Origin of the sequence: Nocardia macrotermitis (assembly GCF_009604405.1) — a bacterium.
In the GTDB taxonomy this organism is placed as follows: Bacteria; Actinomycetota; Actinomycetes; order Mycobacteriales; family Mycobacteriaceae; genus Nocardia; species Nocardia macrotermitis.
The window spans coordinates 1-13,103 of record NZ_WEGK01000024.1; the positions used below are offsets into that span (position 1 = coordinate 1).

Here is a 13,103-nt window from a genome sequence, read left to right on the forward strand (position 1 = left end):
CCGGTCGGGGCGGTGGCGGGGGTGGCGGGGTTCTGTTGGGTGGGGGCGGGTTGGCCGGTGCCGTTCTGGGCGGCTTGGGCGGCCTTTTCCTTTTCTTCTTTTTCTTTTTCCTGGTTCTGCTGCATCATCTGCATCACCGTGGGGGCCAGTGCCATCAGGCCGACGGGGATCATCATGGCCAGGGGGGCTACGGCGGAGAGGAGGCCGCTGAGGCCGTCGCCGCTGGAGGTGCCGGTGGTGGAGGTGCTGCCCGATGAGCTGCCGGAGCCGGAGCCGCTGCCGGAGGCGCCGTTGTCGGAGCCGTTTCCGGAGGAGCCGCCGGCCAGGTTCTCGTTGTAAGCGTAGACGGCTTCGACCTTCTTGTAGACCGCGTCGACGCCACTGGCGACGTACTTCATCACCGTGGGTTCGTGGCCTTTCAGCGCGCCCGCGGGGACGGAAGCCAGTGCGGTGTTGAGCTTTTCGACGATGTCCTTGATCTCGGCGAGGGTTTCGCTGTGGCCGTCCGCGACGTCGAGTACCGTCGCCGCGACCTTGTGGTCGTATTCCAGCAGGGAGGTGCGGGCGTTCTGCACCTTGGTCAGGGCCTGTTTGTAGGAGGTGGTGCCCTCACCCTTGCCGAGGTCGGTGTACACCACCGGTTGCATCAGCGAGTCCACCGACGGCGGCAGTTCGGGCATATCGCGGCCGAGTAGATCCACTGCGGTCTGAATGGCCTCGTGCGCCATCAGCAGGAAGGTTTTCAGGGCGGTCGAGGCGCCGGGCGGAACCGTCAGCGGCGGCACGGTCCAATAGTGGCCGACCTTGCCTTCCATATTGTGGGCCATGCGCTCGCACTGCCTCCCTCCGGATCTCCCTCATTGTCCGGCCTTCCCCGGAATGGGAAGCGGAGTTGTTTCGCGTCCCGGACCGCGGTGTCGCATAGTCGTCGACAACCCCGGGACAGTGGAACGGGGGAACATCCGTGGGTTCGTGAACGGCGGCCCGATTCGAGAGGCGGTCACCGATGAGCGCTGGGGAGTCGGCCGAATGTCGCCGCAATTGACCGACAGTGTGGACGCGGTGATGCGTTCGCTGCTCGGACTCTACGGCACCGGTCAGCCGGTCGCGGGAAATACTCCGGCGGCGGTCAAGGCGGTTGTGGCGGGTCTGGACGCACACAGAGGCGCCGTGATCACCAATTACGCCGATACCCACAGCATGCAGTCGTCGGTGTCGGAGGCGCACGCCGGAAAGGATTCGGCGGTCGGCACCACCGTCGCGGCATCCGGTGACGGTACCGTGCACGGCCGCAATCAACTGACCAATCAGATCGCCGATCTGCGCGCCCGGATCCAGGCGATCGCCGCGGTCGGCGACACCCGGTTCAGCCGGTCCGCGCTGCTGTCCGTCGCGCACGCCACCATCACCGATGCGACGAAACAGGTCGACGCCGACGTCGCGGCCGCGCGCCGGCACGCGGCCCAGATCGGTCCGCCGGTGATCAAACCGGTGTCGTCCCGGCGCACCGCGCTGCCGAACCGCCGCCGTCGCCGCTCACGGGTGCGTTCGGCCGGACGATCCGGATACCGGCCGCGCCGCCCGGTGGCCTCGGACGGCACCGCGGGCGGCAAGGCGGTCAGCGCGGCCAGCTGCTGGATCGGGACGCCGTACATCTGGGGCGGTGGCGGCGCGGGCGGGCCGAGCGGCGGCGGTTTCGACTGCTCCGGACTCACCCAGTACGCGATCGCGCAGGCCACCGACGGCCGAGTTGTATTGCCGCGCACCACTTATGAACAGATCTACAGCGGCGTACGGGTGTCGCCGCAGGACGTACGGCCGGGCGACCTGGTGTTCCCGGCGAGTTCGTTCAGCGAGCGCGGACCCGAACACGTCCAACTGGCGGCCGGTAACGGCCTGGTCATCGAGGCCCCGCACTCGGGCGCGACGGTCCAGGTATCGGCGATGCCACCCCGGGCCGTAGTCGTCCGGGTGATGTGAGCCGCCCGGGGACGACGCGTCACTCGTGCAGACAGAGCGCAATCAATACGACGGAACGGCGGTGAGCTGTCCGGACTCACCGCCGCCGCCGGTGGGAGGAGTCGTCGGATGAGGGGGCCGGCGACTCGGGCCGGGAGTGGAATCTCCCGTGGCACCCGGCGATCGGATCGCGATCGCCGGGCACTGTCCCAAGGTTCGGGTCTCCAGGATGAGGGACTGTCGACCCGAGGACCAATGTACCGTTAAATGACGGCACGATCAATAGTGAGACGATAAATAAAGTCGAAAAGCCAGCTCGTGGCCGTCGTCGGCGGCAGTCGCGCTCTTCCCAGGAATGGGAATCGCGAGCGCCTGCCTCCCGCCGCCGAGTGTCTATCGTTCGGGCAGGCGAGAGCGGCGAAAGGGAGATCCAGGTGTCTGCGGCCGAGGACGCGTTCTACACGGGTGTCCAATCGTTGGGATTGGTCGCCGGGGGTATACGCAACGAACAGCATGCGTTGGCGGCGTTCAGCGCCGCCACCGATCTGGATCCGGACATGTGCGATGCCTGGCTGGGCCGCGCGATGGCCGGTGAGGTCACCTCCGAGGTGATCTACGGGGCCTACCGCTCCGCGCACAACCTCTACCGGGATCAGCAGCGCGCCGGTCTGGCCGACCGCGCACTCTGGTGTCAGGTCGAGATCGGCGTCTACGGATTGCGCGTCGCGATGGCCGACCGCGACCAGATCGCGATCGCGCAGGCGTGCTCCTACGCCGAGGGCGGCGAATGGCAGGAGGCCACCGCGATCCTCGACCAGGTGCCCAGCGACGACGTCTCCGATTTCGTCCGCATGTCCCTGTACTTCCGCACGAACCGCTGGCCGGACGTGATCGACATCCGCAAGACCAAACCCATCCTCGAGGACGGTCTGCTGGACATCGGCGCGGAGTTGATGGCCGCCACCTCGCTCGCCCACCTGGGCCGATTCGGCGAGGCGATGCCCCGGGCGCAGCGCATCGTCGAGGACAGCTCCTCGGGCAACCTGTCCTACATCTGGGCCGACGCGCACTATCTGCTCGGCATGTTGCACCGGCAGAACGGCGATCACGAGACCGCCGACCGGATCCTGGGCGGATTGCAGGGTTCGGGCCTGTGGTCCGAACGCGAGGAATGGCAGCGCGCGGTCCGCGACAAGACCTTCAAACTCGAGGTCACCACGCCGGACCTGCTGGCCTCCCGCACCGACCAGTGGGATCCGACCTCGGGTGCGGATCCGCGCGAGGCCGCCGCGTCCGCGGCCCGCGAGGAACGCGAATCCCTGCTGGCCGAAGCCTCGGAACTGCTGATGGCGCAGATCGGTATGGACTCGGTGAAGGAACAGATCGACCGCACGAAATCGATCATCGTGATGGATCAGGTCCGGGCCCAGCGCGGTCTCGCCGTGGAATCCAAATCCCAGCACATGATCTTCTCCGGCCCGCCCGGCACCGGTAAGACCACCATCGCCCGCGTCATCGCCAAAATCCTGGCCGGGCTCGGCGTCGTGCAGAACTCCGAGGTCATCGAGGTCTCCCGCAACGACATGGTCGGCACCCACCTGGGCCACACCGCGCCCAAGACCAACGCGCTGATCGATTCGGCGCTGGGCGGTGTGCTGTTCATCGACGAGGCGTACACCCTGATCCAGGAGGGCCTGTCCGGCGGTGACGCCTTCGGTAAGGAGGCCGTCGACACGCTGCTGGCCCGGATGGAGAACGACCGCGACAAACTGGTCGTGGTGATCGCCGGATACGAGGATCAGATCAGCCGGTTCCTGGCGTCCAACGACGGGCTGGAATCCCGGTTCACCAAGCACATCAAGTTCTCCAGCTACGGCGCCGACGAACTCGTGCAGATCGCGGATGTCATTGCGCGCAAAAAGGATTCGATGCTCTCCACGCAGGCGCGGGAGGTGCTGCGCGAACGCTGCGTGGAGCTGGCCACCGAATCCCGGAACGGTCGGCGCCTGATCGACCTCGCGGGTAACGGCCGATTCGTGCGCAACGTGGTGGAGGCCGCCGAAGCCGAACGCGACTATCGCTTCACCAAGGACAACGTCAACGTGGCCGCGCTCACCGACGAGGAACTGATGACGATCGACGCGGCCGACATCACCGCCGCGCTGGCTGGTTTGGCGCCGACCACCACGAGCTGACCCGGTGGCACGCTTCCGGGTGGTGACCAAACACCAGATTTCGGGGTGGCGGTTCCTGCTGCATCGGATCGAGCACGCCCTGGTGCGCCGCGACGCGTCCATGGTCGACGATCCGCAGCGCGGGCGGTCCACGGCGTTGTCGATCGGGATCGCGCTGGCGTGCGTGTTCGTCGCGGGCGCGGCGGTGCTGGCGTTCTTCAAACCGGCGAAACAGGTCGCCGAGGCGAACATCGTGTCGGACAAGGATTCCGGCGCGCTGTACGTGCGGTTGGACGGGCGGTTGTATCCCGCGCTGAACCTGACCTCGGCCCGGCTGATCACCGGCGCCGCGGAGAATCCGACGCCGGTCTCCAGCGAGGAGATCGCGAAATATCCGCGCGGGCCGTGGGTGGGTATTCCCGGCGCGCCCGGCACCATCATCGACGACGGGAGCCGGGATTCGTCCTGGGCGGTCTGCGATACCGCGCGGATCGGGGCCGCCGCGCCGATCGATCCGTCCACCGGACTGCCGACCACCGCGTGGTCGCCCATGCAGACCACCGTCATCTCCGGCGCGCTCACCGTCGACGGCGCCACCGCGCGCACCCTCCCCGACGGCGCGGCCCGGCTGCTGCGCAACGGTTCCACCACCTGGCTGGTCTACGACGACCGGGACAAGGGCGTGGTGCGGGCGGCGATCGATCTCGGCGATTCGGCGGTGACGCTGGCCCTGGGGATCGATCCGACCGTGCCGGTGATCACCGCGTCGCAGGGCCTGGTCGACGCGATCGCCGAGGTGCCGCCGCTGCGCGTGCCCGACGTTCCCGGCGCGGGCACCGTCGCCACGCTCAGTTCGGGCCTGACCATCGCGGTCGGTTCGGTGCTGACCATGTCCACACCCGATCGCGGCGCGTCCTACTATCTGGCCTCGCAGACCGGATTGGTGCGGATCAGCGCGGTGCTGGCGTCGATGATCCGCAACGCGGACTCGCACGGCACGGTGACCACCATGTCGGTCGGACCCGACGTGGTCGCGGCGAATCTGCGTCCCGGTGCCTGGCCGGGCACCGACACCTTCCCGTCCCGTCCGGTCACGATCGTGGATCCGCGCTCGACGGTGACCTGCTACCACTGGTCGCGCGGTAACGGCGATCCGAACGCGGCGACCGAACTGATCGTCGGTCGGCAACTGCCGCTCTCGCCCGAAAAGCGAAGTCGCGCAGTGAGTCTGGTGACCGGACCGGTCTCGCACGGCGGCACCGCCGACGCGGCGTTCGTGGACGCGACCGTCGGCCGGTTCGTCCAGGTGACCGGCACCAATCCTGGCTCACCGCTGCACGAGGGCCTGTTCTGGATCTCCGACAGCGGCGTGCGCTACGGCCTGGACGTCCCGCCCGCCAGCAACAGCGATCAGACCCTGTCCGCGCTCGGCCTGCGTTCGCCGATACCAGCGCCGTGGAGCATCGTGTCGCTGTTCGCGGTCGGGCCCGCGCTGTCCCAGAAGGACGCGCGCATCCAGCACGACGGCGTCACGGTCGACAAGGCCGCCATCGGGCTGCCCACCCAGAACGGAGGCTGACCGCATGACCGCCACCCGACGTTTCGTGCGTCCGGCCCGTGCGGTGCGCGGGCCCAAGGCGCCCGCGGTCACCGAACTGCGCCTGCAACCGCCCACCGAACTGCCCAGGCCGGTCCCGGCGTCCCGACTGCGGATGATCATGCCCGTCGTGATGATGGCCGGCATGGGCGGAATGATGGTGATGATGTTCCGCGGCGGCGGCGCCATGTCACCGACCTCGCTGATGTTCCCGGCCATGATGCTGGTGTCCATGTTCGGGATGATGGGCGGCGCGCTCGGCGGGAACGGCCCGGCGGGTGCGGCCGGGCTCAACGAGGAACGCAAGGACTATCTGCGGTCGATCGCGGACAATCGCCGCACGGTGCACGCGGCCGAGGCCGAGCTGTACACGTTCCTGCGGTACACCCATCCCGGCCCGGCCGAGGTGTCGCGGCTGGTCGGCGGCACCCGGATGTGGGAGGTGCAGGTCGCGAGCCCGCAGTTCCTGCGGGTGCGGGTGGGCCGGGGCCGGATCGCGAACCAGGTGCGGGTGATCGTGCCCGAGGCCGCGCCGACCTCCGATCTGGATCCGGTCGGCGTGGTCGAGGTGACGCGCTTCGCGAAGGCGTATTCGACCGTGGGCGGGATGCCCGTGGCGATCAATCTGCTGTCGTCACCGCAGGTCGGTTTCGAAGGCGACGCGGCCGCTGCGGCGGGTCTGGTGCGTGCGATCATCGCCGAGGTCGCGGTGCTGCACGGGCCGGATCAGGTGGCGGTGGCCGCGGTGCTGTCCAGCCCCGACGCGCCGGAATGGGCGTGGCTGAAATGGCTTCCGCACACCCAGCATCCGAGTGACACCGACGCGATCGGGTCGAGCCGGATGGTCTACCGCAGCGTCGCCGAACTGCGCTCGAAGGTGCTGGCCGGACTCAATCGCGGCCCGTTCTCGGCCAACACCCAGCCCACCCTGGACCGCACCCACTTCCTGCTGCTGGTCGACGTCGGTGGCGCGGTCACCGAACGGGACATCTCCGGTATCGACGGCTGCACCTGGATCCGCCTGGGCAGTGTGGAACAGAATCTGCCCCGCGCGATGACGTTCGAGGTCGCCGAGGATCTGCGCCTGCACGAGGTGACCTCGCGGGGCCCGCGCCGGGTCGGCACCGCCGACACCATGTCGGTGACCGGGATGACCGCGCTGGCTCGCAGCATCTCCCCGTACCGCCTGTCCACGGTGGTCGAGGCCGTGGCCGCGGAACAGGCCAGTGGCGGCACCTCGTGGGAGGACCTGGTCGGCATCCCCGATCCCGGCAGCATCCGCACCGAACGGCAGTGGCCGCGGCGGCGCGACAGCGACCGCGCGCGCCTGACCATCCCGTTCGGGCACGATCCCACGGGACAGGTCGTCCACCTGGACATCAAGGAATCGGCCGAGGAGGGCATGGGCCCGCACGGCATGTGCATCGGCGCGACCGGTTCGGGCAAGTCGGAATTCCTTCGCACACTGGTACTTTCGGCCGTCGCGACGCATTCGCCGGACGTGCTGAACCTGCTGCTGGTCGACTTCAAGGGCGGCGCGACCTTCCTCGGCTTCGACCGGTTGCACCACGTCACCGCCGTGGTCACCAATATGGAGGAGGAGGCCGATCTCGTCACCCGTATGGAAGACGTGATCAACGGCGAAATGGCGCGCCGCCAACGGATTCTGCGCGACGCGGGCAATTTCGCGAGCGTCGCGGACTACGAGCGGGCCCGCGAACAGGGCGCGCAACTGCCGCCGTTGCCGACCCTGCTGATCATCCTCGACGAGTTCGCCGAACTGCTCGAACAGCATCCGACGTTCTCGAAACTGTTCGTCGCGATCGGGCGGCTGGGCCGGTCGCTGCGCATCCACCTGCTGCTGTCCTCGCAGAAGGTGCCCGCCAACCGGATGGGTGAGCTCGAGGCCCACCTGTCGTATCGAGTTGCGTTGCGCACCAACCAGACCGCCGATTCGCGCGACGCGATCGGCACCGCCGACGCCTACCACCTGCCCAAGAAACCGGGTTCGGGATATCTGCGCGCGGGCGCGGGGGATCTGCAACGTTTCCAGGCCGCGTACGTCGGGTCCGGATACACCGCGCCGGCGCAGGCGTCCGCGGCCAGCGCGCAACGCGCCCGCCGCGTCGGCGGCGGCTACCGGCCGCCGCAGCGGTTCACCGCCGCGCACATCGCGAACGCCCGGCCCGAACCGATCGCGCGGCCCGAACCGATCGTGCCCGAGACGCCCGAGACCGAACCGGTGACGGTGATGGAGACGGTGTTGCAGCAGCTGGCCGGGCACGGTCGTCCGGCGCACAAGATGTGGCTGCCGCCCCTGGGCGTGCCGTCCACGCTGGAACGGCTGGTCGGCGGCGTGCAGGCCGGGTCGTTGCGGATACCGCTGGCGATCATGGACCAGCCGCGCCAGCAGCGTCAGGACGTGTGGTCGGTGGATCTGTCCGCGGCGGGCGGGCACGCGGCGATCGTGGGCGGCCCGCAGTCCGGCAAGTCGACGGCGATGCAGACGCTCATCCTGTCCGCCGCGCTCACCCACACCCCGGAACAGGTGCAGTTCTACTGTCTCGATTTCGCCGGCGGGTTGTCGGGGCTGCGGAATCTGCCGCACGTCGGCGTGGTCGCCGCCGCCCGCGACGGCGACCGGATCCGCCGGACGTTCGCGCTGATCACGAACCTGCTGGCGAGCCGCCAGGCGATGTTCGCGGATCTGGGCATCGACTCCATGCGCGAATTCCGGCGGCGGCGCGCGTCGCCGGGGGACTCGGCCGAGATCACCGCGCGCGGGGACATCCACGGTGACGTCTTCTTCGCCATCGACGGCTGGGACATCGGCTTCTCACCCAACGGGCCGTACTACGAGGAGTACCAGCCCGTCATGGAACTGCTCGCGCTGCAGGGCCTCAACTACGGAATTCACCTGCTGGTCAGCAGTTCTCGCTGGGCCGCGATCCGCCCGGCGGTCAAGGATCTGTTGCAGACCCGGCTGGAGATGCGGCTCGGCGATCTGACCGACACCGTCTTCGGCCCGCACCGGGCGATCGTCGCGGCCATTCCGCCGGACCGGCCCGGACGCTGCATCTCCAACGAGGCGCTGCACATGATGACCGCGCTGCCGCGCATCGACGGCGTAGGCGATGCCGACTCCGCGGCGGCCGGGTTGGCGGCCGCGATCCAGCATCTGAACGAGCGTTATCCGGGGCGGCGGGCCCCGGAGGTCAGGCTGCTGCCGACCGCGATCGGCCTGGACGAGGTCCGCGCGGGCCGGCCCGAACCCACCACGCTCGCACAGCGTCTGGTCATCCCGTTCGGGCTGCGGGAGTCCGATCTGAGCGCCGCGACGGTCGATTTCGGGATGTCGCCGCACTTCATCGTGGTCGGCTCGCCGAGTTGCGGTAAGTCGACCGTGCTGGCCGCGTTCCTGGAATCCATCACCCGGCAGTTCACCCCGGATCAGGCGCGGGTGCTGCTGATCGACTACCGCCGTCAGCACATGGACGCGGTGCCGCAGGAGTATCTGATCGGCTACCTGAACGGTGAACGCGACCTGATCGAGGGGCTGCCGCCGTTCGCCGCGAAGATGCGCACCCGCCGCCCGCCCGACAACGTCACCGCCCAGCAACTCAAGGAACGGTCCTGGTGGACCGGGCCGGAGATCTTCGTGGTCATCGACGACTACCACATGGTCGCGCAGCGCGGGCAGATGAATCCGCTGGACCCGTTGAAGGACATCATCGTCGACGGCCGCGACACCGGTCTGCACCTGATCACCGCCCGCAATATCGCGCAGGCCGACATGGCCCTCTACGACAACGTGATGGGCCAGATGAAGAACCTGAACTCGTCGGGCCTGGTCATGGACGGGTCGCGACTGGACGGTGTGCTGCTGGGCGATGTGAAGGCGACCAAACAGCCCGTGGGCCGCGGAATCCTGGTCGAACCGCTGCGTTCGCGCAAGGATCTGGTCCAGGCCGCCTGGACCCCGCCGGAGGGTTGAACCGCAGGTGGGAAGCCATTTGCGCGATATCCCCAAGGTTGGGAATGCCTTAACTTTCTTGATGTACGACTCCTCCCGAGTCGGCAGCCGTTGTTAGGAGAATTCCATGTCTCTCGAGATCACTCCGGAACATCTCCCGGTCATCAGTGGGCAACTGGGCGCGGTCCAGACCACCGCCATGCAAACCATTGCCGCGGGCGCGCCGATCTCCGTTGCGGCGCCTCCCGGATCGGACGTGGTGAGCGCGCAGATACCGCTGGCGACCTTCACGCACGCGATGGCCTTCTTTCCCAGCGCGCTGGAGATGGTCGGCTGCGGTGTGGAAGCCTCCGCGGTACTACCGGTTATCGCGATGGATTACATCGTCACCGATCTGTTCGGCGGCGCCACGGTCACGGCGTCGTCGAATTTCTCGGATCCGATAACGCCCATCTGCGGACGCTGATCCCATGCTGCCCTTCGATTTCTTCGCGATTACCGCGCAGGCGATTATCGGGCAGTTGCTGATCGGGCCGGGAACCGCATCGATCCACGCGACGGCCGAGGCCTATGCGGCGATCGCGGCGCAATTGCACGCCGCCGCGGCCGGAACCGACGGCTCGATGACCCAGATGGGGGAGACCTGGCGCGGACCGTCCTCCGACACCGCGCAGACGGCCTTCCGGATCAACGCGAACACGTTGCGTGAGCAGGCCGACGTCGCGCTGACGACCTCGTCGCTGCTGATACAGGCCGAGGTCACGTACGACGCGGCGTGCCAGGCGATGGCGGTCGTGCAGGCCGAACTCATCGAATTCGAGGCCAGGCAGACGGCGGTGGCGCTGGCCGGATGTTCCGGCATTCCGACCGCGCCGCTGCTGCTGTTGATGGAGACCGAGAGCATCGCGATCCTCGCCGCGGCCGTGGGCGTCATGGTCGGCTACGCCGGGGCGCTCGAGCCGGTGCTGGCCGGTCTGCCGACGCCCGTGGTCGGGCAGCCGGTCGTCACCAATCCGGCCGGGCCCGAGCTGACCTCCATGACGACCGTCGAATACCTGAACTCCTCGACCGTCGGGGATGTGGTGACGCGCTCGCTGCGGTCGGTCACCCCGGGCTCGTCGTCGCTGCGCACTCTCGGCGACGGTTCCAGCAGCACCCACGAGTCCACGACCAGCACTCCCACCAACACCGAGGCGACGGACCCGAACAACCTCACCAACGACCCCTCGTCCCCGACCGACACCTCGCAGCCGACGAACTCCCCGGTCGATCCGAGCCGGTACACCGATTCGACGAACGGATACGACGGCAACTCGGCGAACCACTCGGGCCTGCACGGCACGACCCGCACCTCACCCACGCTGTCCGCGCTGCACGGCGGCGTCGGCAGCAGCGTCGCCCTCGGGATGACGCGCGGCGGACTGGGTTCGCTGGCCGGGGCCTCGACCGGATACCGGATGCCTGCCAACTGGAAGTCCGGCGGACGGGCCTTCGGAGCGTCGCTGGCCGAGGCCGAGACACCGGTGAGTCGGCCGCTGGCGCCGCGCGGCGCGACCGCACCCGAGGCGCGGATGCGGCGGCGTCGCCGGGACGAAGAGGAAACGCGGGCGTCCCGGGTGATCACGCCCGGGGAGGAGCAGGAGGTGCCGGTCCTGGAATCGGTGCCGCTGGTCGGCGTCATCGAATATCGCGACGACGACCACCACGACGAATACCACGAATGAAATCCACCAGACTTCCGCGGTGATCCAGCCGGGGTTGACAAGAAATCCGCGAAAGGAATGAGGAAATGGCAGGGGCGCTTACTCTCACCACACCCGACCATCTGATCAACGGTGCCAAGCAGACCGCGACGTGCCACGGTGAACTGATGGGCCACATCAGTAAATTGCAGACCAACCAGACCACCTGGAATCAGGCACTCGGCGGGCAGACCGGCGCTGCCACCGACACCGCCATCCAGAATGCGATCTCCTCGGCCCAGAAACTGGCCAATTACCTGGAGAACGGAATTCTCGACCCGCTGCGGGCCGCGCACGTGAAATTCAGTGAGGCCGCGCAGCATTCGGCCGACCTGGTCGGTCAGGCCGCCGCGGCGGCCGACGACGCCGGTCAGTACACCTCCGAGAACACCAATTTCTCGAAGGTGAGCACGAATTTCTGATCGCTCGCCGATCACCACCCCACTATTTTCCATCGGAAGGACCGATACCAGATGGCTGGAGCACAGACGGGTGTGATCAGTGCCAATTACGCACTGGTCGAACACGCCGCGGTCGAAACGTCGGGCATCGTCGGCGGTATGAACACCACCAACGGTGACCTCGGCAAGATGTGGACCGCGTTGCAGGACGGGTTCAAGGGTCAGGGTGGCGATGCCGCCCAGACGATTCTGACCAACCTGCAGAAGCTGATCAACGACTACGAGACCAACCTGCAGAACCTGAACAAGAAGGTGCAGCAGGCGGTCGAGATCATCCGGGAGACCGACCACGGCGTCAGCGCCACCTTCAACCTCGGCCAGATCTGACGGCCGCGCCGGGGATCAGCGAAGGAGTGGACGAGGATCCGATCGCCGTCGACCTGAACGTCGATGCGGCGCTGCTGCTGAAACATCTGGTCGGCATCGATTCCTATCCGCCGGTACTGGCGTTGCTGCCGAACATCTTTCGGCTCGCGGACCGGGATCGGGTGCACGAGGTCGTCGCGGAGCAACTCACCGAGGTGGGCGTGCTCCGCGACGGCACCGTTCATCCGCTGGTCGAGCACTGGGTGCGGTGCCTGTACCGGCCGGATGTGGAATTGGCGGCCCGGATCATGGCATTCGAGCCGGACGGCGAGCCGGGGGATGTGCTGCGGCTGTCGCTGGTGCGTACCGGTGACAGCCACGTCCTCGCGATCCGCTGCGACGACCACGTCGTCATCCAGCCGGTGTTCCGGCCGGACCGCCAGCTCGACACGGTGACCGCCGCGCTGACCACGGCCCTGGGCCCCGGTCCGGCGCTGCGTTTCGAACCGCTGACCGCACCGGCCGACCAACTCGGCGAGGTGCTGTCCGAACCGTCCGAGCAACGTCGCGGACTGCTGGAACTGGGCGCGACGCCGCACACCGCCGGGGTGCTGGGCCGGGTCTTCGGCGAGGTGTGGCGGCGGGCGGAAGTGGTGATGGTCGAGCATCACGACGGCAGCGCCGCGCAGCCCGAGGTGTGTATGAGCGTGTTCGACACCCCGTCCGGCCGATTCGTCGCCTCGCCGAGTGTGGCGATGGACGGGCAGGCGTGGGTGAACTACGCGCCGGGGGACGACGCGGCCCTGCACGCGGGAGTCAGGGCCCTGGTCGAGTTACTGCCCGGCCGCAGCTGGTTCGACACCAGCAGAAGCGGCTGAGGTTGTCCCGCTG

The 13,103-nt window shown here is 68.1% G+C and carries 10 protein-coding genes; 9 read left to right on the top strand and 1 reads right to left on the bottom strand.

The annotated features are described in order from the left end of the window. Positions 1 to 827 (bottom strand): hypothetical protein (locus NRB20_RS34355; RefSeq protein ID WP_194290109.1); only part of this gene is annotated, 827 nt, incomplete at its 3' end. 202 nt (positions 828 to 1,029) lie between these two features. Here NRB20_RS34355 and NRB20_RS34360 point away from each other — a divergent pair. From NRB20_RS34360 to NRB20_RS34400, 9 genes are all read left to right on the top strand, one after another. Further along, positions 1,030 to 1,980, top strand: coding sequence for a C40 family peptidase (locus NRB20_RS34360; RefSeq protein WP_153415594.1), 951 nt, complete (start codon positions 1,030 to 1,032; stop codon positions 1,978 to 1,980). A 413-nt stretch (positions 1,981 to 2,393) separates the two neighbouring features. Further along, positions 2,394 to 4,154 (top strand): type VII secretion AAA-ATPase EccA, encoded by a 1,761-nt coding sequence (gene eccA, locus NRB20_RS34365; RefSeq protein ID WP_319945774.1) that lies wholly within the window; start codon positions 2,394 to 2,396, stop codon positions 4,152 to 4,154. Between the two features lie 4 nt (positions 4,155 to 4,158). Beyond that, a complete protein-coding gene (gene eccB / locus NRB20_RS34370; RefSeq protein WP_319945775.1) occupies positions 4,159 to 5,712 on the top strand; it encodes a type VII secretion protein EccB in 1,554 nt (517 codons plus the stop codon). Positions 5,713 to 5,716: 4 nt separating this feature from the next. Next, positions 5,717 to 9,724 (top strand): type VII secretion protein EccCa, encoded by a 4,008-nt coding sequence (gene eccCa, locus NRB20_RS34375; RefSeq protein ID WP_153415596.1) that lies wholly within the window; start codon positions 5,717 to 5,719, stop codon positions 9,722 to 9,724. Between the two features lie 106 nt (positions 9,725 to 9,830). Next, positions 9,831 to 10,169 carry a hypothetical protein gene (locus NRB20_RS34380; protein ID WP_153415597.1) on the top strand — a complete coding sequence of 113 codons (339 nt, stop codon included), beginning with the start codon at positions 9,831 to 9,833 and terminating at the stop codon, positions 10,167 to 10,169. 4 nt (positions 10,170 to 10,173) lie between these two features. Further along, entirely contained in the window at positions 10,174 to 11,427 is a 1,254-nt protein-coding gene (locus NRB20_RS34385) for a PPE domain-containing protein (RefSeq protein WP_153415598.1), read from the top strand. A 65-nt stretch (positions 11,428 to 11,492) separates the two neighbouring features. Further along, positions 11,493 to 11,867 (top strand): hypothetical protein, encoded by a 375-nt coding sequence (locus tag NRB20_RS34390; RefSeq protein ID WP_153415599.1) that lies wholly within the window; start codon positions 11,493 to 11,495, stop codon positions 11,865 to 11,867. Between the two features lie 51 nt (positions 11,868 to 11,918). Continuing rightward, entirely contained in the window at positions 11,919 to 12,233 is a 315-nt protein-coding gene (locus NRB20_RS34395; RefSeq protein WP_153415600.1) for a WXG100 family type VII secretion target, read from the top strand. A gap of 26 nt (positions 12,234 to 12,259) precedes the next feature. Further along, complete coding sequence (locus tag NRB20_RS34400; RefSeq protein ID WP_319945776.1) at positions 12,260 to 13,090, top strand: ESX secretion-associated protein EspG; 831 nt, start codon at positions 12,260 to 12,262, stop codon at positions 13,088 to 13,090. The last annotated feature ends 13 nt before the right edge of the window (positions 13,091 to 13,103 follow it).

Bases quoted from the DNA above. Each gene is read 5' to 3' on its own strand.
- NRB20_RS34380 (WP_153415597.1), top strand. From the start codon at position 9,831: ATGTCTCTCGAGATCACTCCGGAACATCTCCCGGTCATCAGTGGGCAA.
- NRB20_RS34385 (WP_153415598.1), top strand. From the start codon at position 10,174: ATGCTGCCCTTCGATTTCTTCGCGATTACCGCGCAGGCGATTATCGGG.
- eccCa (WP_153415596.1), top strand. From the start codon at position 5,717: ATGACCGCCACCCGACGTTTCGTGCGTCCGGCCCGTGCGGTGCGCGGG.
- NRB20_RS34360 (WP_153415594.1), top strand. From the start codon at position 1,030: ATGTCGCCGCAATTGACCGACAGTGTGGACGCGGTGATGCGTTCGCTG.
- NRB20_RS34395 (WP_153415600.1), top strand. From the start codon at position 11,919: ATGGCTGGAGCACAGACGGGTGTGATCAGTGCCAATTACGCACTGGTC.
- NRB20_RS34390 (WP_153415599.1), top strand. From the start codon at position 11,493: ATGGCAGGGGCGCTTACTCTCACCACACCCGACCATCTGATCAACGGT.